This is a genomic window from Streptococcus mitis, from assembly GCF_001281025.1.
GTDB classification, from domain to species: Bacteria; Bacillota; Bacilli; order Lactobacillales; family Streptococcaceae; genus Streptococcus; species Streptococcus mitis_AK.
This window is the reverse complement of record NZ_CP012646.1, coordinates 1,367,310-1,386,295: the sequence shown is the minus strand read 5'-3', so window position 1 is coordinate 1,386,295 and position 18,986 is coordinate 1,367,310. Positions and strand designations below refer to the sequence as shown.

Annotated in this window: 20 protein-coding genes and 1 pseudogene; 15 read left to right on the top strand and 6 right to left on the bottom strand. The window is 37.5% G+C overall.

All coding sequences use genetic code 11. The features are described 5' to 3' along the window. Positions 1-434: 434 nt before the first annotated feature. The gene (lacG, locus tag RN80_RS06760) at positions 435-1,841 is read left to right on the top strand and encodes a 6-phospho-beta-galactosidase (protein ID WP_060628408.1); all 1,407 of its coding nucleotides are present in this window, start codon (positions 435-437) and stop codon (positions 1,839-1,841) included. 41 nt (positions 1,842-1,882) lie between these two features. Further along, the gene (locus RN80_RS06750; protein WP_000471578.1) at positions 1,883-2,140 is read left to right on the top strand and encodes a DUF3884 family protein; all 258 of its coding nucleotides are present in this window, start codon (positions 1,883-1,885) and stop codon (positions 2,138-2,140) included. Between the two features lie 104 nt (positions 2,141-2,244). Here RN80_RS06750 and RN80_RS06745 read toward each other — a convergent pair whose 3' ends face one another. From RN80_RS06745 to nrdH, 4 genes are all read right to left on the bottom strand, one after another. Then, positions 2,245-3,012, bottom strand: coding sequence for a DeoR/GlpR family DNA-binding transcription regulator (locus RN80_RS06745; protein WP_060628407.1), 768 nt, complete (start codon positions 3,010-3,012; stop codon positions 2,245-2,247). Positions 3,013-3,154: 142 nt separating this feature from the next. Next, positions 3,155-4,117 carry a class 1b ribonucleoside-diphosphate reductase subunit beta gene (nrdF, locus tag RN80_RS06740; protein ID WP_000451386.1) on the bottom strand — a complete coding sequence of 321 codons (963 nt, stop codon included), beginning with the start codon at positions 4,115-4,117 and terminating at the stop codon, positions 3,155-3,157. 189 nt (positions 4,118-4,306) lie between these two features. Next, positions 4,307-6,466: a class 1b ribonucleoside-diphosphate reductase subunit alpha gene (nrdE, locus tag RN80_RS06735; RefSeq protein WP_060628405.1), complete on the bottom strand. Its 2,160-nt coding sequence runs from the start codon at positions 6,464-6,466 to the stop codon at positions 4,307-4,309. Positions 6,467-6,546: 80 nt separating this feature from the next. Then, on the bottom strand, positions 6,547-6,765 hold the full coding sequence (gene nrdH, locus RN80_RS06730; protein ID WP_000259240.1) for a glutaredoxin-like protein NrdH: 219 nt from the start codon (positions 6,763-6,765) through the stop codon (positions 6,547-6,549). A 350-nt stretch (positions 6,766-7,115) separates the two neighbouring features. On the opposite strand from nrdH, the gene RN80_RS06725 reads away from it, so the two are divergent. The 5 genes and pseudogenes from RN80_RS06725 to RN80_RS06705 all read left to right on the top strand — a co-directional run. Then, positions 7,116-7,379: a phosphocarrier protein HPr gene (locus tag RN80_RS06725; protein ID WP_000146947.1), complete on the top strand. Its 264-nt coding sequence runs from the start codon at positions 7,116-7,118 to the stop codon at positions 7,377-7,379. 5 nt (positions 7,380-7,384) lie between these two features. Next, the gene (ptsP, locus tag RN80_RS06720; RefSeq protein ID WP_060628403.1) at positions 7,385-9,118 is read left to right on the top strand and encodes a phosphoenolpyruvate--protein phosphotransferase; all 1,734 of its coding nucleotides are present in this window, start codon (positions 7,385-7,387) and stop codon (positions 9,116-9,118) included. A 134-nt stretch (positions 9,119-9,252) separates the two neighbouring features. Continuing rightward, a complete protein-coding gene (locus tag RN80_RS06715; protein WP_060628401.1) occupies positions 9,253-9,750 on the top strand; it encodes a YkgJ family cysteine cluster protein in 498 nt (165 codons plus the stop codon). Between the two features lie 205 nt (positions 9,751-9,955). Then, a complete protein-coding gene (locus RN80_RS06710) occupies positions 9,956-11,725 on the top strand; it encodes an LPXTG cell wall anchor domain-containing protein (RefSeq protein ID WP_060628400.1) in 1,770 nt (589 codons plus the stop codon). Positions 11,726-11,788: 63 nt separating this feature from the next. Beyond that, positions 11,789-12,136 (top strand): annotated as a pseudogene (locus RN80_RS06705) (hypothetical protein); the annotation flags it as partial. A gap of 159 nt (positions 12,137-12,295) precedes the next feature. Here RN80_RS06705 and dhaQ read toward each other — a convergent pair. Both dhaQ and dhaS read right to left on the bottom strand, forming a co-directional pair. After that, a complete protein-coding gene (gene dhaQ / locus RN80_RS06700; protein WP_060628399.1) occupies positions 12,296-13,285 on the bottom strand; it encodes a DhaKLM operon coactivator DhaQ in 990 nt (329 codons plus the stop codon). Next, positions 13,282-13,812 (bottom strand): dihydroxyacetone kinase transcriptional activator DhaS, encoded by a 531-nt coding sequence (dhaS, locus tag RN80_RS06695; protein ID WP_045611536.1) that lies wholly within the window; start codon positions 13,810-13,812, stop codon positions 13,282-13,284. Before dhaS ends, dhaQ begins: the two co-directional genes overlap by 4 nt. A gap of 153 nt (positions 13,813-13,965) precedes the next feature. Here dhaS and dhaK point away from each other — a divergent pair, with 153 nt between their 5' ends. The 8 genes from dhaK (at position 13,966) to pynA (ending at position 18,958) form a co-directional block, all read left to right on the top strand. After that, on the top strand, positions 13,966-14,955 hold the full coding sequence (dhaK, locus tag RN80_RS06690; protein WP_060628397.1) for a dihydroxyacetone kinase subunit DhaK: 990 nt from the start codon (positions 13,966-13,968) through the stop codon (positions 14,953-14,955). A gap of 21 nt (positions 14,956-14,976) precedes the next feature. After that, positions 14,977-15,552: a dihydroxyacetone kinase subunit DhaL gene (gene dhaL, locus RN80_RS06685; RefSeq protein ID WP_060628395.1), complete on the top strand. Its 576-nt coding sequence runs from the start codon at positions 14,977-14,979 to the stop codon at positions 15,550-15,552. After that, positions 15,552-15,926 carry a dihydroxyacetone kinase phosphoryl donor subunit DhaM gene (gene dhaM, locus RN80_RS06680; protein ID WP_060628393.1) on the top strand — a complete coding sequence of 125 codons (375 nt, stop codon included), beginning with the start codon at positions 15,552-15,554 and terminating at the stop codon, positions 15,924-15,926. Before dhaL ends, dhaM begins: the two co-directional genes overlap by 1 nt. Before the next feature lie 645 nt (positions 15,927-16,571). After that, positions 16,572-17,303 carry a hypothetical protein gene (locus RN80_RS06675; protein ID WP_049544586.1) on the top strand — a complete coding sequence of 244 codons (732 nt, stop codon included), beginning with the start codon at positions 16,572-16,574 and terminating at the stop codon, positions 17,301-17,303. A 136-nt stretch (positions 17,304-17,439) separates the two neighbouring features. After that, a complete protein-coding gene (locus tag RN80_RS06670; RefSeq protein ID WP_049544587.1) occupies positions 17,440-17,631 on the top strand; it encodes a hypothetical protein in 192 nt (63 codons plus the stop codon). A gap of 30 nt (positions 17,632-17,661) precedes the next feature. Continuing rightward, positions 17,662-17,874: a hypothetical protein gene (locus tag RN80_RS10130; RefSeq protein WP_049544588.1), complete on the top strand. Its 213-nt coding sequence runs from the start codon at positions 17,662-17,664 to the stop codon at positions 17,872-17,874. 48 nt (positions 17,875-17,922) lie between these two features. After that, on the top strand, positions 17,923-18,141 hold the full coding sequence (locus RN80_RS10125) for a hypothetical protein (protein WP_049544636.1): 219 nt from the start codon (positions 17,923-17,925) through the stop codon (positions 18,139-18,141). Positions 18,142-18,265: 124 nt separating this feature from the next. After that, the gene (gene pynA, locus RN80_RS06655) at positions 18,266-18,958 is read left to right on the top strand and encodes a pyrimidine 5'-nucleotidase PynA (protein ID WP_049544589.1); all 693 of its coding nucleotides are present in this window, start codon (positions 18,266-18,268) and stop codon (positions 18,956-18,958) included. Positions 18,959-18,986 lie beyond the last annotated feature (28 nt).

Here is an 18,986-nt window from a genome sequence, read left to right as displayed (position 1 = left end):
GTTACGGAAATCGCTATGGCGAATTTCCTAATCGCCTTGTTAATTCGTCGGTAAAAAGCTATCGTTTTTACCTCCTCATGTCACAATTCGATTAATAATAGGGACTATGAAATAGTCTCCTATCGTTACGGCAATCGCTATGGCGAATTTCCTAATCGCCTTGTTAATTCGTCGGTAAAAAGATATCGTTTTTACCTCCTCATGTCACAATTCGATTAATAATAGGGACTCTGAAATAGTCTCCTCTCGTTACGGAAATCGCTATGGCGAATTTCCTAATCGCCTTGTTAATTTGTCGGTAAAAAGATATTGTTTTTACCTCCTCATGTCACAATTCGGTGACTTGGTACAAGAAGTGAGATGGAGAAGGATGGCTCACTGACTCCTCTCCTCTCACTTTTACTTTATTTTAAATCAAGAAATAGGTGAAAAAAATGACAAAAACATTACCAAAAGACTTTATTTTCGGTGGCGCAACAGCTGCCTATCAAGCAGAAGGTGCTACACATACTGATGGTAAAGGACCAGTTGCGTGGGATAAGTATCTTGAAGATAACTACTGGTACACTGCCGAACCAGCCAGTGATTTTTACAATCGATACCCAGTTGACCTCAAGCTAGCAGAAGAGTATGGTGTCAATGGTATTCGAATTTCTATTGCCTGGTCACGTATTTTCCCGACTGGTTACGGTCAAGTAAATGCTAAAGGTGTTGAATTTTATCATAATCTATTTGCAGAGTGTCACAAACGTCATGTTGAGCCTTTTGTAACTCTTCATCACTTTGATACGCCAGAAGCTCTCCACTCAAATGGAGACTTCTTAAACCGTGAAAATATTGAACACTTTGTAGACTACGCTGCCTTCTGTTTTGAAGAATTCCCAGAAGTAAACTATTGGACAACCTTTAATGAAATTGGGCCAATTGGTGATGGTCAATACTTGGTTGGAAAATTCCCTCCAGGTATTCAGTACGACCTTGCCAAAGTTTTCCAATCGCACCACAATATGATGGTTTCTCATGCGCGTGCGGTAAAATTGTACAAAGAGAAAGGCTATAAAGGTGAAATTGGGGTTGTTCATGCTCTACCTACTAAGTATCCTCTAGATCCTGAAAATCCTGCAGATGTTATTGCGGCAGAGTTGGAGGACATTATCCATAATAAATTTATCTTGGATGCAACTTATCTGGGTCACTACTCTGAAAAGACCCTGGCAGGGGTAGAGGCTATCTTGGCTGCCAATGGTGGTAGCTTAGATCTTCGTGAAGAAGATTTCGAAGTATTAGAAGCTGCGAAAGACTTGAACGACTTCCTTGGAATCAATTACTATATGAGTGACTGGATGGAAGCCTTTGATGGAGAAACTGAAATTATCCATAATGGTAAGGGTGAGAAAGGAAGCTCTAAATACCAAATCAAAGGTGTTGGTCGTCGTGTAGCTCCTGACTATGTACCACGTACGGATTGGGATTGGATTATCTACCCTCAAGGTTTGTATGACCAAATCATGCGCGTGAAGAAAGATTATCCGAACTACAAGAAGATTTACATCACTGAAAATGGACTTGGTTATAAAGATGAGTTCGTTGATAACACTGTTTACGATGATGGTCGTATTGATTACGTGAAGCAACACTTGGATGTCTTGTCTGATGCTATTGCTGATGGTGCAAACGTCAAAGGATACTTCATCTGGTCATTGATGGATGTCTTCTCATGGTCAAATGGATATGAGAAACGTTACGGTCTCTTCTATGTAGACTTTGAAACCCAAGAACGTTATCCTAAGAAATCAGCTCACTGGTACAAGAAAGTAGCGGAAAGTCAGATTATAGACTAGTAGAATTAGTAATTAGATATAGAATTATAGTGAGGCAAAAGATGTTCAAAGATTTTATCCAATCTATTTATGAAAAAGTTTATATCATCAATTTTGATAAATGTTCTCAAATACCTTGTTTGACGAATGAGGAGCTGAAAAAACTTGGGAAATGGTATGTCTCTACCGGTAAAGAATGGATCTGCCATTCAGACTATGAGCTAGAAGAATTTAAAAATATCTTTTTAAATTTTATCAGTCCTGAAGAACGGGATAATATCTCCTTTGATTCAGATTTCATGCCGTTTCAACAATCATAAAGAATCTAGGAAACTCCTAGTAAAAATCTTCATCTAAAAATGCGTCATATCAAGATTCTTATTTTCTTGATATGACGCATTTTATATTTTATCAATCCTCAGTTTTATGGTTTAGAAAGAATAATTTTTGTTTGTTTTGAAAGTTGTTCGAAGGTTTCTTTGCCCAGTTTAGAATCTGAAATGATGGTATCAATATCAGAGATATTGTAGAAGGTATAAAAATCAAATTTATTGAACTTACTATTGTCAGCTAGTAAGTATTTTTTATTGGAATTATTGAGGGCGATGCGTTGAGATTCACCTTCCTCTTCACTAAAGGTCGCAATCGCATTGTCCTGAATACCATTACAGCTAACGAAAGCTTTAGAAAATTGTAGGTTAGCTAAGTTTTGTAAGGTTAGTGTTCCCACAAAAGCTCCGGTGATAGAGCGGTAGTTTCCACCGATTAAAATCAAATCTGTTAGTTTTCGTTCGTTTAGGATGAGAAAGACTGGTAAACTGTTTGTTACAACACGAATATTATCGATTGGAAGTTCTCGGGCAAACGATTCCAAGGTTGTCCCTGGACCAATAAAAATGGTTTCACCTTCATCAATTAAATGGCCTGCAAAACGGCTGATTTCTTGTTTTTCTGCAATCTGTAAGCTTTGTTTTTCAATATTAGAACGTTCATTATTTAAAATGGAACCTGTGCGAATTTTTTCAGCTCCACCGTGCACCCGAACAAGTAAATCCTTGTCTGCTAACTCTTGCAAGTAGCGTCTAGCAGTCATATCTGATACATCCAAGCGAGTCATGATTTCTTTTACAGTAATAGTTCCCTTTGTATTTACCGTTTCTAGAATATTATCTAGTTTTTCCTGCTTTAACATCGTTATCACCTCTATTTCTATTACTATTTTATCATAAAGTATGCAATCAATCAATTTAAAAAACAAAAGAAAACAAAAACAAAAATATCATGGTTGTTTTAAACAAACCATGATATATGTTATTAGTTCTGGGATAATTGAATTAGTCTAAACCGTAGTTGTAATCATCATCTTGCATGGCTTCAACTTCACCAAGAAGGTAACCATTTCCGACTTGAGAGAAGAAGTCGTGGTTGGAAGTACCTGTTGAAATACCATTCATAACGATTGGGTTGACATCATCAGCTGAGTCTGGGAAGAGTGGATCTTGTCCCAAGTTCATGAGAGCCTTGTTAGCATTGTAGCGAAGGAAGGTTTTGACTTCTTCCGTCCAACCAACACCGTCATAGAGGCTCTCTGTGTAACCTTCTTCATTCTCGTAGAGAGTGTAGAGCAGGTCGTACATCCATTCTTTGAGTTTTTCTTGCTCTTCTTCAGGTAATTCATTGAAACCAAGTTGGAATTTGTAACCGATGTAAGTTCCATGAACAGACTCATCACGAATAATTAATTTGATGATTTCCGCAACGTTGGCTAGTTTGTTATTACCAAGGTAGTAGAGCGGCGTGAAGAAACCAGAGTAGAAGAGGAAGGTTTCGAGGAAGACACTGGCAACTTTCTTTTCAAGTGGGCTACCGTTGAGGTAGATTTCGTTGACAATCTCAGCCTTCTTTTGTAGGTAAGGATTGGTATTGGTCCATTCGAAAATTTCTTCAATCTCAGCCTTAGTATTCAAAGTAGAAAAGATTGATGAGTAAGATTTTGCGTGGACAGATTCCATAAATTGGATATTATTGAAAACAGCTTCCTCATGTGGTGTACGGATGTCTGCGCGAAGGGCTTGAACCCCAGTTTCAGATTGCATAGTGTCGAGAAGGGTTAAACCACCAAAGACTTTTCCTACCAAGTCTTTTTCTACATTTGATAGCTTTCTCCAGTCATCCAAGTCATTTGATAAGGGAATACGTGTATCAAGCCAGAATTGCTCCGTCAGTTTTTCCCAAGTTGATTTGTCGATGACATCTTCGATGGCATTCCAGTTAATGGCTTTGTAGTAAGTTTCCATTTTGAAATCTCTTTCTGTGTTTAGTATTGCGAACTCACAATTACCTCTATTTTATCATAAATCTAGAGGAGTATCGCACAAAAAGTCGGAAGCCCGACTTTTTGATATTTCATAGTGTAGATGCTTATTCCAGTTTAGCTTGGTAAATGAATCGATAGCCTGAGTAAATGTAGTTTCCTCAAGCAAAGATTAAATCACACAGCTTTCACATTGGTTAGCACCGACTTCTCCACCATCATCTGTAAAGGTACGGACGTAGTAGATAGATTTGATACCCTTGTTAAAGGCATAGTTACGAAGGATAGACAAGTCACGTGTCGTTTGTTTATTTTCCTTCTTCCATTCGTAAAGACCTTTTGGAATATCACTACGCATGAAGAGGGTGAGTGATAGTCCTTGGTCCACGTGCTCAGTTGCAGCAGCATAGACATCAATCACCTTACGCATATCCATGTCGTAGGCAGAAGTGTAGTAAGGAATAGTATCTGTTGACAAACCAGCAGCAGGGTAGTAGATTTTACCGATTTTCTTTTCTTGGCGTTCTTCGATACGTTGCGTAATCGGGTGGATAGAAGCAGAAACATCGTTGATGTAGCTGATAGAACCATTTGGTGCTACAGCAAGACGGTTTTGGTGGTAAAGTCCATCTGCTTGAACCTTGTCGCGAAGTTCAGCCCAGTCAGCAGCACTTGGGATAAAGACATCTTTGAAGAGTTCTTTAACACGTTCTGATTTTGGGATAAACTCGCCTGTAATATACTTGTCAAAGTAGCTTCCGTTAGCATAGTCTGATTTTTCAAAGTTGTGGAAGGTGATACCACGTTCACGCGCGATATTGTTTGACTCAACCAAAGTCCAGTAGTTCATAAGCATAAAGTAGATGCTTGTAAACTCAACAGACTCAGGTGATCCATATTCAATCAATTGTTGGGCAAGGTAGCTGTGAAGTCCCATGGCACCAAGACCAAAGGTATGAGCTTGGCTATTTCCATGGTCAATAGTAGGTACAGCTACGATGTGTGAACTATCTGTAACGAAAGTAAGGGCACGAACCATGGCACGGATAGAACGACCAAAGTCAGGTGAAGTCATCATGTTGACCACGTTGGTTGAACCAAGGTTACATGAAACGTCCGTTCCCATTTGAAGGAATTCTTGAGCATCGTTGATCAAGCTTGGTTCTTGGACTTGAAGAATTTCAGAACACAAGTTACTCATGATAATCTTACCATCAACAGGATTTGCACGGTTAGCCGTATCAATGTTGACGACATAAGGGTAGCCAGATTCTTGTTGCAATTTAGAGATCTCAGTTTCCAAATCACGCGCCTTGATTTTTGTCTTGCGGATATTTGGATTTGCGACTAGCTCATCGTATTTTTCAGTGATGTCAATGTAGTTGAATGGCACACCGTATTCAAGCTCTACTGAGTATGGGCTGAAGAGGTACATTTCTTCATTTTTACGAGCCAATTCGTAGAATTTATCGGGTACTACAACACCAAGTGAAAGGGTCTTAACACGAACTTTTTCATCGGCGTTTTCTTTCTTAGTTGAAAGGAAGGCGATAATATCTGGGTGGAAGACGTTGAGGTAGACAACACCAGCACCTTGACGTTGACCCAATTGGTTTGAGTAAGAGAAGCTATCTTCGAAAAGCTTCATAACAGGAACGACACCTGAAGCAGCTCCTTCATAGCCTTTGATAGGTGCACCAGCTTCACGAAGGTTGCTGAGGGTAATTCCCACACCACCACCGATACGTGAAAGTTGAAGAGCTGAGTTGATAGAACGTCCGATAGAGTTCATATCATCAGTTACTTGGATTAGGAAGCAAGATACTAACTCCCCACGACGAGCACGTCCAGCATTCAAGAAGGAAGGAGTAGCAGGTTGGTAGCGTTGGTGGATGATTTCATTGGCAATATCGATTGCAACAGCTTCATTGCCATCAGCGAAATAAAGGGCGTTAAAGAAGACACGGTCTTCCATGCTTTCAAGATAATATTCACCGTCATTAGTCTTTAAGGCGTATTGATTGTAAAACTTATAAGCTGCCATGAAAGACTTGAATTGGAAGTTTTGGTCTTTGATAAATTGAGCCAATTCTTCCAAAAATTCTGGACGATATTTCTTGATAAAGGCTGTTTCGATGTAGTTGTGTTCAATGAGGTAGTTGATTTTATCCTTGATTGAATCAAAAACCATAGTGTTTGGAACTACATTTTCTTTAAAGAAGGCATCCAAGGCTTCCTTATCTTTATGAAGCATGATTTGTCCATTGACAGGACGGTTGATTTCGTTATTGAGACGGAAGTAAGTCACGTCTTCAAGATGTTTTAATCCCATAAAATTTCCCTTATCTAATTACAAAAGAAAGGCTTCTAAGTTAGCCCTAGAAGCAGTTTCTTCTGGATGATGTACTAAGATTATGCTAATTGTTTCAATTTTCCTGGTTGGAAACCTGAAAAGACTTCAGTTGGTGTTTGGATAACAGGAGCTGCGCTGAAACCGAGCTCTTTAACTTGATCGATGTACTCAGGTTGCTCATCAAGATTGATTTCACGATAAGCGACATTATTACTGTCCAAGAAACGTTTGGTCATCTTACATTGGACACAGTTGTTTTTAGAATAAACGGTTACCATTGTGTAACTCCTCTTTCAAAATAGATTACTTTCTTAGTATATCAGAAAATAAATTTTTGTCAATGATTTAAAACTAAATATAGTGGTCTATTTTCATGCTTCAGCTCACAAAACACAATATGTAGTGTTTACTTTGTGAAATAGTGATGATAATCCTACAAGTAGCTTTTTGGAAAACTATATCCTGTGTTTTGTTATCTAGAATAGAAGATTTTCAGCAAGTTATCTGAAAGGAAATCGAATAAATCCCATAAAATGCTTGAAAAAAATCCTAGAAGATGATATAATACCAAATTGTAAGGGTTATCACATATAACTCAAAAAAGAAAGAACAAAAGGAGAGTCAAACTATGGCTTCTAAAGATTTCCACGTAGTGGCAGAAACAGGTATTCACGCACGTCCAGCAACATTGTTGGTACAAACTGCAAGCAAATTTGCTTCAGATATCACTCTTGAGTACAAAGGTAAATCAGTTAACCTTAAATCAATCATGGGTGTTATGAGTCTTGGTGTTGGCCAAGGTGCTGACGTAACTATCTCAGCTGAAGGTGCAGATGCAGATGACGCTATCGCTGCAATCTCAGAAACAATGGAAAAAGAAGGATTGGCATAAGGAAGATGACAGAAATGCTTAAAGGAATCGCAGCATCTGACGGTGTTGCCGTTGCAAAAGCATATCTACTCGTTCAACCGGATTTGTCATTCGATACTGTTTCAGTCGAAGATACAAACGCAGAAGAGGCTCGTTTGGATGTTGCTCTTGAAGCTTCTCAAAACGAGCTTTCTCTTATCCGTGAGAAAGCTGTAGGTACGCTTGGTGAAGAAGCGGCTCAAGTTTTTGACGCTCATTTGATGGTTCTTGCTGACCCAGAATTGATTGGTCAGATTAAAGAAACAATCCGTGCTAAGAAAGTCAATGCTGAAGCGGGTCTTAAAGAAGTGACTGATATGTTCATCACTATCTTTGAAGGTATGGAAGACAACCCATACATGCAAGAACGTGCAGCGGATATCCGCGACGTGACAAAACGTGTATTGGCAAACCTTCTTGGTAAAAAATTGCCAAATCCAGCTTCTATCAATGAAGAAGTAATCGTAATTGCGCATGACTTGACACCATCTGATACAGCTCAATTGGACAAAAACTTTGTAAAAGCTTTTGTAACAAACATCGGTGGACGTACAAGCCACTCAGCTATCATGGCACGTACACTTGAAATTGCAGCTGTATTGGGAACAAATAACATCACTGAAGTAGTGAAAGACGGTGATATCCTTGCCGTTAACGGAATCACTGGTGAAGTCATTATCAACCCAACAGATGAACAAGCGGCAGAATTTAAAGCAGCTGGTGAATCTTATGCTAAACAAAAAGCTGAGTGGGCACTTTTGAAAGATGCTCAAACAGTGACTGCTGACGGTAAACACTTTGAGTTGGCTGCTAACATCGGTACTCCAAAAGACGTGGAAGGTGTTAACAACAACGGTGCAGAAGCTGTTGGACTTTACCGTACAGAATTCTTGTACATGGATTCTCAAGACTTCCCAACTGAAGATGAGCAGTATGAAGCATACAAGGCTGTTCTTGAGGGAATGAATGGTAAACCAGTGGTTGTTCGTACAATGGATATCGGTGGAGATAAGGAACTTCCTTACTTCGATATGCCACACGAAATGAACCCATTCCTTGGATTCCGTGCCCTTCGTATCTCTATTGCCGAAACTGGAGATGCAATGTTCCGTACACAAATCCGTGCCCTTCTTCGTGCTTCTGTTCATGGTCAATTGCGTATCATGTTCCCAATGGTTGCCCTATTGAAAGAATTCCGTGCAGCTAAAGCAGTCTTTGATGAAGAAAAAGCAAACCTTTTTGCTGAAGGAGTTGCAGTTGCGGATGATATCCAAGTTGGTATCATGATTGAAATCCCTGCAGCAGCGATGCTTGCAGACCAATTTGCTAAAGAAGTTGACTTCTTCTCAATTGGTACAAACGACTTGATCCAATACACAATGGCAGCAGACCGTATGAACGAGCAAGTTTCATACCTTTACCAACCATATAACCCATCAATCCTTCGCTTGATCAACAACGTTATCAAGGCAGCTCACGCTGAAGGTAAATGGGCTGGTATGTGTGGTGAGATGGCTGGTGACCAAAAAGCTGTTCCACTTCTTGTCGGAATGGGCTTGGATGAGTTCTCTATGTCAGCAACATCTGTACTTCGTACACGTAGCTTGATGAAGAAATTGGACACTGCTAAGATGGAAGAGTACGCTAACCGTGCCCTTACAGAGTGTTCAACAATGGAAGAAGTTCTTGAACTTCAAAAAGAATACGTTAACTTTGATTAATGTGATTAACCTTGTAACTTAGTTGCAAGGTTTTTTTGACGCATTTTGGAAAAGCATAGTCCTATAAAGTCCACTTTTCAATGCTCCAGAGGCATGGTATAATAGGGGGGAGTAAATAGAATAAGAGAGAAACCATGTCTAAAGAAATTGATATTGAGTACTACCACCAGCTAGCCTTGCAAAAGCAGAAGGAACACCGTAAAGTTTTAGCCAATCTAAAGAAAAAGCCACCTAAGAACTTGGATAAAATTGCCCAGCAGATTCACCAAGAAGTCTTTGAGGAGATTGATTGTACGGCCTGTGCCAACTGTTGCAAGACATTGGGGCCTGACTTTAAAGAAGCGGATATTACAAGAATAGCCAAGTATTTTAAGATGAAATTACCAGCTTTTGAAGCGGAGTTTCTGCAGGTAGATGAAGATGGTGATAAGGTTTTTAAATCCATGCCTTGTCCCTTTCTAGGAGGAGATAATCTCTGTTCCATCTATGATGTTCGTCCAAAGGCCTGCCGGGAATTTCCCCATACGGACCGTAAAAAAATCCATCAAATCAACCATTTGACGATTAAGAATACTTTGACCTGTCCAGCAGCCTATCTCTTTGTTGAAAAGTTAAAAGAAAAAATCGAATGAAGGAATCTTTATTCAATTTTTTATGTACTTTATGATGTAATATCAAATAATTATTTTCCTTCCCCAAATAACATGTAATATTATTAAATAATTGTTTGTGAATTAAGCGTTTATAGCGTTTATATGGTATAATGTTTGTAATAATGTTATAAATCTATGGGATTTTGCTAATGCATGATTCCTTCCATTTAAGGAGAAAAACTGTATGAAAAAACTTACTAAGTTTGGCATCATTACAATGTCTGTCTTTGCTCTAAATTTAGTTTCTCAGTCAGTAGTTCAAGCTGAAGGAATTAATAGCGAACCAGCAAATGTTTCAGAGACACTAGGTATTACTAATTCAACTGATGCTGAGAACACTTCTTCAGTAGACAATAGGGTTGCACCAGACCCTACTAGTGACACATCACGAAAATCAGACGAACCAGATGGTAGCAATATCATTGATGAAGGCGGTTATGTCAATGTTGAAGGACTTCCAGCACATTTTAGTGAAGATGGTAAAAGTGTCGTCTACAATTACACCGTAGCCTTTAAAGGACTGCACACAAATTATCATGGCGAAACAGTCCAAGGCGTTCGTGTTCGTATACCAGAAATAGTTGGTTCTAAAGTTGATTTCACTTTGATTGGAACACGTGATGCTAATGAAAATCCTGTAGATGTCAATGTTCCTATGAAAGAGTTTTCGTATAATAAAGATATGGAATCAACTGATGGAAAGGAGATTGTTCCAACTGCAGAAGAACTAGCGGCTGGTAAGAAACCTTCCATTGTTAATATGAATGATTATTATGACAGTGAACGTGAATCTTTCAATGATAAAGTTAATATATATGCTGTTAGTTCAAAAACATTGAGATCAAATGCTTTTCGTATATCTGTGACCGTACCCTTGGAGGAAGCTAAGAAGATCAAGTACTTACCAATTGACGCTAGATTTGGTTGGAAATGTTCTCAAGAAGGTACGCTTGGTTCATATGAAGAAGGTTGCCAAAATCTAGAAGATTATCTTCAACATCCCCCATATTATCAAGACAGTAATGGAAAAAACACTTATGGTGCTCTAGCTAATCCAAGCTTAGTAGATGATACTTATGTTCAGAATAATCATCTAATTAGGTCAGTTTCAAACCAAAATACTCATATCACACCTAATAACGGTGATTGGAAAACTATTCCTCATGATGTTAATATTAATCCTGAGACCTTCTTTAATTATGTTAAAATTTTTAACTCGAAATACAATCCTTCTGTTAAATATTATGCTTCAGAATTTGAAGATATGGCTGATCAGGATGTTTCTACGCTTCATTATGGAGATGTAGTGGTGGATTATGTGATTAAAGGAACAAATCAATCTATTAAGGAGACTTATAAAGACACACCATTAACTTCTATTTATGGATCTGATGGAAATCTTGTGACTTATAATGCTGCTGAAAATGCAGATGAGCGTCCGTCTTCTATCACTGTAGATGGTAAAAAATACAATCTAGTTGGTGTTTCTTCAACATCTGCACCTGAAACAGGTCAGTTAAAAGAAGGTACAACTCATGTTATCTATGAGTATGAGAAAGAACCAGATCCAAAACCAACACCAGATCCAGAGCCAACTCCGGATCCAAAACCAACTCCGGATCCAAAACCAACTCCGGATCCAAAACCAACTCCGGATCCAAAACCAAGTCCGGATCCAAAACCAACACCAGATCCAAAACCAACACCAGATCCAGAGCCAACACCAAATCCAGAGCCAACTCCGGATCCAAAACCAATACCGAATCCAGAGCCAGCTCCAAAACCTGTTCAACCAGAAAATGTTCAATCTACTGAGCAAAAATCAGATCCAGAAAAAGCTCAGTTACCAAATACAGGAACTTCTGATTCGCCATTAACTATGAATCTTCTTGCTATTTTAGCTGGAATCTTTGGTATTTCACTTTTCAAAAAAAGTAAAAAATCAGAGAACTAAGTAAATAGTTTTAAAAAAAGTCATCCAAATTGGATGGCTTTTTAGTGTAGTCCCCTATATTTCTATAGTCTACTCACTATTTTCTTTTTAGCATTTAGCCGTATCTACGAGTCCTTTAGTTTTGGGGAGAGCTCCCTTCATATGCACTATCTCTTTGTGGTTCCTCTAGTAGGGGGTATCATTCTGGTATTATTGTTGAAAACCATCCCAAACTTAGGGCGACTCAGTCTAAACTTGTGGAACTCGGCAGTTGCAGTACTAACAGCAGGAATGCTCTTTCGTGGAATCGTCCACCTATCAGGTCGTTCAACGACACTAGATCAACCCTACTGGTATGTTGGTCTAGCCTTTACTATTTTGGCTATAGCATCGCTTTCCCTTCAGAAGAGGAACAGTAAGAAATTAGTTTAAAAATGAAGAAACTGGTTGTTGAGGAACAGCCAGTTTTTTGATAGAAGAATTGTAAGGTATAGATGGACTATTTGAAATGGCAAGAATGAGTTCTTTTAAACGTAAGATAAAAGCAAAAGGCTATCAAGTGATGTAGCCCTTTTGAGTTATACAAGCAAATTACCATGCAAAAGCTGTCGTTGTAGCATTGAGGGCTTCTAGCCATTGCTTATTTTTTACAGGGCAAAGAGTTACGGATATACCTGCCATATCTAGACTGGTCATAAATGTTCCTGATTTTATAAAGGTAATAGTGACTCCTTCAATTTCTAAGAGTTGAAGGAGATCATTGACAAATATGCCCATTTCTAGGTTGGTACTAGTACCTAGATTATTTATAAGTAATATGAATTGATCTCCTTTTTTCCAATGATAGTGCAATCTTAATTTACTTATAATTTCATTTGCAAGAATTTCCGATGATTGGAATGGGACGATACGATAGCCTTCTTCTCCATGTATCCCAATACCATAAGAAATATTTCCTTCTTCTAAGTTAAATAGTGGACGGGTAGCTTGGGGGAGACTAGCAGATTTCGTTGCAAAGCCAATTGTTGCGATTTCGGGAGCAAGCTGATGACCTAAATCGGTTAGTTGTTCTATGTCGGCACCATTTTGAGATGCAAATCCTAGGATTTTATGAAGTAAGATTGTCCCTGCAAGCCCTCTTCCTCTAATTTGAAATCTATTGTGAGGTTCAATAGAAATATCGTCGTGTGCTAGACTATAGCCGACCTTAATTCCTTCTTTTCTAGCAGTGTTAATGGCTGAGCTAAATTCTTTGATGTCTGCTTCGAAATTTTTTACAATGATGAAGACACCGTGACCATTGTTTAAAAAACGAATGGACTCTAAGATTTCAGTTCTTGTAGGAGGAGTAAATAATTGGCCATAGATAGCAGCGGTAAGCATTCCTTCTCCCACATATCCAATATGCGCAGGTTCGTGACCGGAACCTCCACCCGACAATATTGGAACCTGATGAGGATTGCGATTTTTTTGATAGACTAATGGTAAGGTAGGGTGTTTTTCTAATTCAGGATGACTGCTGACAGTTGCCGAAATGTAACTTGAAATAATTTTCTGTTTATGATTTGAAATAAATGTCATTGTGGTCTCTTTCCAATAATTGTCATGATTAGAAAGTCTGGTTGTGGAACTGGACTTTTTTTATTGACGTAAGCCTTCACGATTTCTGCTAGAGCATGTGAATGATAGTCTAACAAAAAACAAGTATAAGCAGATGAATCGATATCAATCTGACCGTATTCTCTTAAAATTTTTGATACAAGCAAGCGACAGTAGCTGATAAAGTGGTCATAGAAGTTATTTTGTCCTTGAATATCAAAAAGTTGAATATAAAAGTCACGCTCTTGTTCGAAATAAAGAAATAATTCTTGTAATAGTTTTTGGCCTGAAATGAAGTCCAAGTTATTGGTGATATACTCGGTTAAGTCATTTTCAAATATCCAGTCTAGCAGTTCATATTTGTCAAGAAAGTGATTATAAAAGGTCTGTCTACGAATGCCAGCTGATTCCATGATATCTACAATGGAGATTTTGTCAAATTCTCTAGTAGCTAATAGGTCTCTAAATGCCTTGGCAATCCGTTTTTTTGTAATAAATGATGATGCCATAGGAAACCTTTCTTTTACTTACTTCATTTTACCAAAAAAATGTTTTAAACGGGTTTAAAAGGGGACAAATAATAGAATCTGTCCCTTATCATCCAGCGATAAAAAATATATAATGAAAGCGAAAACAAAGGTACATGCCGAAAGGAGTTTCTCATGAAAAAAATTATAAATGAACCGACACAAGTTGTTGATGAAATGTTGCAGGGATTGTCATTCATGCATGATGACTTGGTAGAACGCTTAGATGGTTTTGATGTCATCGTTAGAAAGGCAGAAAAGACAGGAAAAGTTGGACTCATTTCAGGTGGAGGTTCAGGACATGAACCAAGTCATGCTGGATTTGTAGGAGATGGAATGTTGTCTGCTGCCATTTGTGGAGCAGTCTTCACTTCACCTACTCCGGACCAAATTTTAGAAGCCATTAAGGCGGCTGATGAAGGTGCTGGAGTTTTCATGGTCATCAAGAACTATTCTGGTGACATTATGAACTTTGAAATTGCACAAGAACTTGCCGAAATGGAAGGCATTGATGTAGCAAGCGTTGTGGTTGATGATGATATCGCTGTTGAAAATAGTCTCTATACCCAAGGGCGTCGAGGTGTCGCAGGTACTATATTAGTCCATAAAATTTTGGGTGCTGCAGCTCGTTCTGGTAAAACATTAGCTGAAATGAAGGACTTGGCCGACAAACTTGTCTTAGAAATTAAAACAATTGGGCTAGCCTTGTCTGGAGCAACCGTTCCTGAGGTTGGGAAACCAGGTTTTGTTCTAGAAGATGATGAATTTGAATATGGAGTTGGTATCCACGGTGAACCGGGATATAAGAAAGAGAAAATGCAACCTTCAGCACAATTGGCTTCAGAATTGGTTGAAAAATTATCTGAAGGTTTCCAACTTAAAGCTGGAGAACGCTATGGCCTTCTCATTAATGGTTTAGGAAGCACTCCTCTTATGGAGCAATATGTATTTGCAAATGATGTGGCTAAATTACTCCATGAAAAAGGTGTTGAGTTGGCGTTTAAGAAAATTGGAAACTATATGACATCAATTGATATGGCTGGATTATCATTAACATTAATTCGATTGGCAGATGATGAATGGTTAGATGCTCTAAATGCACCTGTTACTACACCAGCTTGGTAAGACTCAAGGAGGAAATGTTTCATGAATGTTGAACAAGCTCTTGAATGGATGAAGCTTTTTAATAAAAAGATTCAAGAACAGAAAGATTATCTTAGTGAGCTAGACACCCCTATAGGAGATGGAGACCACGGTGGAAATATGGCGCGTGGCATGGCTGCAGTTATGGAAAACTTAGAAGGAAAGCAATTTGAGACCAGCAGTGATGTTTTTAAACTTGTCTCAATGCAACTACTGAGTAAGGTAGGTGGTGCTTCTGGTCCCTTGTATGGCTCTGCTTTTATGGGCATGGCCAAGTCTGATTCAAATTCGAAAATAGAGGAAATTTTACAAAGTGGTTTGGATATGATTGTCAAACGTGGGAAAGCAGAAGTTGGAGAAAAGACAATGGTTGATGTTTGGACTCCTGTTATTGCTGCTTTGTCTGCTGGCCAATTGACTCAAGAGGTTATTGATCAGGTAGTGAATGCTACCAAAGATTTACTTGCAACTAAAGGAAGGGCATCTTATGTAGGAGAACGTTCTCTTGGACATATTGATCCTGGATCATTCTCATCAGGATTACTCTTTACTGCTCTTTTAGAAACTGGGGTGGTTTAATGGGAAGTATTGGTCTTGTTATCGTTTCACATTCCAAACACATTGCAGAAGGTGTCGTTGAACTGATTAGTGAAGTAGCTAAAGATGTTCCGATTACTTATGTAGGAGGCATCGAAGATGGAGGAATTGGTACAAGTTTTGATCAAGTAGATAGGGTTGTTTCCGAAAATCCAGCAGATACTTTATTAGCCTTTTTTGACCTAGGTTCTGCTAAAATGAACTTAGAAATGGTGGCTGATTTCAGTGATAAAAGTATCATCATCAACAGGGTTCCAATTGTAGAAGGTGCCTATACTGCAGCTGCTCTTCTTCAGGCTGGTGCAGAACTGTCAGTTATTCAAACACAGTTGGCGGAGCTTGAAATCAATAAATAAGGAATTTTACTATAACTCTTTTTATAGGTGGGCTATTGATTATCTCAACTATCAAATTTTAAGTAAATAATTTCAAAATCAGAAAGGGATTGCTTTGGGCAGTTCCTTTTTAATATAAAAGGAGTGGAATCATAGCGTTTCTAAATTGTGAATCATTCAAAACAGATTGTGATGGGACTATTCTAGCTTTAGAATTCTTCAAAAATTAAAATTTAAGGCAATCAATGGCTTAGAATAGTGCCAAAACGTTTAGTTTATAGGAATTCTAGGTCTATAATTACATAGATATTTATGAAGTTAGGGTATTCGATAGTTAGGATTGTTCTATTCTGAAAGATTTGAGCTGTCAATTGTATAGGATAGTGTTTTACCAATGAATTTTGTTGAAAGATTCCTTGTTTTATGGTAGTCTAAAGTAAAAGAAAGCCTTATCATTATATTTGTATCTTTAATCTGACTTGGTTTAGGTCTAGAAGAAGGATAGATCTTTTTGGGATTTTTAATAACAATTATATTTTCACTTGCAAAAAATGTATTTCAACTTTACCTAATGTAAAAGAAGGAAATATCATGAAACGTTTATGACTTGTTGGAAAGAGAATGTGAACTAAAAATTGATTCTCTTTGCATATCAGGAGTAGGTAGATGAGTAATCTAGAGTCAATTCGTAAAGCGCATATCATCGTGTGGGGTGCCTATCTATTTTTATCATTAAGGGCGCCGCTAATTAGCAGCACAGAGTATTTCTTGCTTATTTTTTTAGCATTTCTCTACTCAATAGTATCGTTACCTATATATTCTGTGAAGAATAAAATAGTATCCATTTGTTTGGCTATAAACTCGATTCTGTTAATGAGTTTTCCAATTTTAATCAATAAATTTTTCCCAGGAAAGGTTTCTACTTATATCGTATTAATCAGTATTTTTGTCCTGGAGTTCTTAATCTTTAATAAAATTGGTAGAGATTTTGATACTAGATTAGCTAGCGAGTATAGGAAAATCAGTCAGTTTAAAAGTAAGATGTCTCAATCTCCTTGGATAAAATATTTAGAGATTTCTAGTTTTATATTAACTATATTTCCATTTATTCTTCATGGTACAGTTGATAATCGTGTATTGGCTCTTATATTTTTGATAAAAATTTGTGTAGATACTACGATAAAGATTCTATTAAACAGAATCTTTAAGACAAGTGAGGTAATGAAAAGGAGGATATTTTCTCTTTTTGTACTAGATTTGATTGTCTTTTTATTTTTAGGCTATGTTTTAGTGATACAAAAAGACGAATATCTGTTTTCAATTCTACTAATTTTTTCTAATTTCTCACTTCCCTTTATCAGAGAAAAAGAGTATGAGTTATTTAAAAATAAGAAGTGAGATAAATACTTTTCTTTCAAATCAGGTAGAGAAAAGATATCTTATCTAGTTGACGAAGAGATAAAAACGAAGTTCTTTCTTTTGGGATAAATGTTACAGTAAACATAGCAATTGCTTATTTTATGGGAGACCCAACATGTTTCAACTAAGTGATAAAGCCAGAATAATATTTGCTATTATAGGAGCAAGTTCCATATTAGTCAGCATGTATCTTATTCCTCTTATTAAAACTGAGAATAAATTTTGGGAAATACTTTTATTTATATTAGGTGTATTACTAATTGGAATTGCGTTACTAAGTCATAAAAAAATTAAATTTTGGAAATAGCGTTAGTGAGAAGGACAGGATAATAGTATTATGATGGTTGTTTTAATTTTGATGGTTGTGGTATATCTGTATTATGTAATTACAGAGTATTTTCAGAATAGTTATATTGACTGTATACTATTTCTAACATTGCTGATTTCTCATTTGATATGGGATTACTATTTTTTGCCCATTGAAGTTTTAGTGGCATTAAGTGGAGTAAATTTGCTGTCAAGATTATTCAAAAAAATGAGAAGTCAATAGATTTGTTAGTGGATTATAAAGATGAAAGGTAAAATTGGGATATTTAAAATGAAACATTTTTTTGCAGGAATTGGTGAGATAAGATTTAGTAGTTATCTATTGTCTCTATGTGTAGGACTAGCCCCTCTTTTTCATATCTATGTAATAGGCTCTGAAATGAGTTTTTTGAAAATAGTATTATCTATTTTGGGAGTCATATTTGTAGGTATTTTAACTATTGCTCGAATTTATAGAAGATTTTTCTATAATAAAAATAAACTTGACTAGAATAGTATGGATTAGTTAATCAATTGGAACGATTATTCTTTGTGATACTATACCACTTTTAAGTTTTTACATTAAACAGCTGGCTGAAGTGAAAGTTGTTTATCTTAGAAAGGAAAACACCAAATTGTCCTACAAATTTCTACTCTTCGACCTCGACCACACCTTGCTTGATTTTGATGCTGCTGAGGATGTGGCTTTAACGCAACTTCTAAAAGAAGAAGGGGTTGCAGATATTCAGGCTTATAAAGACTATTATGTTCCTATGAACAAGGCTCTCTGGAAGGACTTGGAGCAAAAGAAAATCAGTAAACAAGAGCTGGTTAACACGCGCTTTTCTTGTTTATTTGCTCATTTTGGAGAGGAAAAAGACGGTAGTTTTCTAGCCCAGCGTTACCAATTTTACCTCGCCCAACAGGGGCAAACTTTTTCAGGTGCTCATGAACTTTTAGATAGCCTCATCGAGCGTGATTATGACTTGTATGCTGCGACAAATGGAATAACTGCCATTCAGACAGGGCGTTTAGCTCAATCTGGTCTAGCACCTTATTTCAATCAAGTCTTTATCTCTGAACAGTTGCAAACACAAAAGCCTGATGCCCTCTTTTATGAAAAAATGGGGCAGCAGATTGTAGGTTTTAGCAAAGAAAAGACGCTGATGATTGGAGATTCCCTAACTGCCGACATTCAAGGTGGTAATAATGCGGGGATTGACACTATCTGGTACAACCCTCATCACCTCGAAAATCACACACAAGCCCAACCGACTTACGAAGTCCATTCTTACCAAGACTTGCTGGATTGTTTAGATAAACTGTAAAAAGTGGTTTCCATAGCCACTTTTTGCT

What these genes read in the sequence shown, in the direction of transcription:
- lacG (WP_060628408.1), top strand. Translation starts at nt 435, where the DNA reads ATGACAAAAACATTACCAAAAGACTTTATTTTCGGTGGCGCAACAGCT.
- RN80_RS06750 (WP_000471578.1), top strand. Translation starts at nt 1,883, where the DNA reads ATGTTCAAAGATTTTATCCAATCTATTTATGAAAAAGTTTATATCATC.
- RN80_RS06745 (WP_060628407.1), bottom strand. Translation starts at nt 3,012, where the DNA reads ATGTTAAAGCAGGAAAAACTAGATAATATTCTAGAAACGGTAAATACA.
- nrdF (WP_000451386.1), bottom strand. Translation starts at nt 4,117, where the DNA reads ATGGAAACTTACTACAAAGCCATTAACTGGAATGCCATCGAAGATGTC.
- nrdE (WP_060628405.1), bottom strand. Translation starts at nt 6,466, where the DNA reads ATGGGATTAAAACATCTTGAAGACGTGACTTACTTCCGTCTCAATAAC.
- nrdH (WP_000259240.1), bottom strand. Translation starts at nt 6,765, where the DNA reads ATGGTAACCGTTTATTCTAAAAACAACTGTGTCCAATGTAAGATGACC.
- RN80_RS06725 (WP_000146947.1), top strand. Translation starts at nt 7,116, where the DNA reads ATGGCTTCTAAAGATTTCCACGTAGTGGCAGAAACAGGTATTCACGCA.
- ptsP (WP_060628403.1), top strand. Translation starts at nt 7,385, where the DNA reads ATGACAGAAATGCTTAAAGGAATCGCAGCATCTGACGGTGTTGCCGTT.
- RN80_RS06715 (WP_060628401.1), top strand. Translation starts at nt 9,253, where the DNA reads ATGTCTAAAGAAATTGATATTGAGTACTACCACCAGCTAGCCTTGCAA.
- RN80_RS06710 (WP_060628400.1), top strand. Translation starts at nt 9,956, where the DNA reads ATGAAAAAACTTACTAAGTTTGGCATCATTACAATGTCTGTCTTTGCT.
- dhaQ (WP_060628399.1), bottom strand. Translation starts at nt 13,285, where the DNA reads ATGACATTTATTTCAAATCATAAACAGAAAATTATTTCAAGTTACATT.
- dhaS (WP_045611536.1), bottom strand. Translation starts at nt 13,812, where the DNA reads ATGGCATCATCATTTATTACAAAAAAACGGATTGCCAAGGCATTTAGA.
- dhaK (WP_060628397.1), top strand. Translation starts at nt 13,966, where the DNA reads ATGAAAAAAATTATAAATGAACCGACACAAGTTGTTGATGAAATGTTG.
- dhaL (WP_060628395.1), top strand. Translation starts at nt 14,977, where the DNA reads ATGAATGTTGAACAAGCTCTTGAATGGATGAAGCTTTTTAATAAAAAG.
- dhaM (WP_060628393.1), top strand. Translation starts at nt 15,552, where the DNA reads ATGGGAAGTATTGGTCTTGTTATCGTTTCACATTCCAAACACATTGCA.
- RN80_RS06675 (WP_049544586.1), top strand. Translation starts at nt 16,572, where the DNA reads ATGAGTAATCTAGAGTCAATTCGTAAAGCGCATATCATCGTGTGGGGT.
- RN80_RS06670 (WP_049544587.1), top strand. Translation starts at nt 17,440, where the DNA reads ATGTTTCAACTAAGTGATAAAGCCAGAATAATATTTGCTATTATAGGA.
- RN80_RS10130 (WP_049544588.1), top strand. Translation starts at nt 17,662, where the DNA reads ATGATGGTTGTTTTAATTTTGATGGTTGTGGTATATCTGTATTATGTA.
- RN80_RS10125 (WP_049544636.1), top strand. Translation starts at nt 17,923, where the DNA reads ATGAAACATTTTTTTGCAGGAATTGGTGAGATAAGATTTAGTAGTTAT.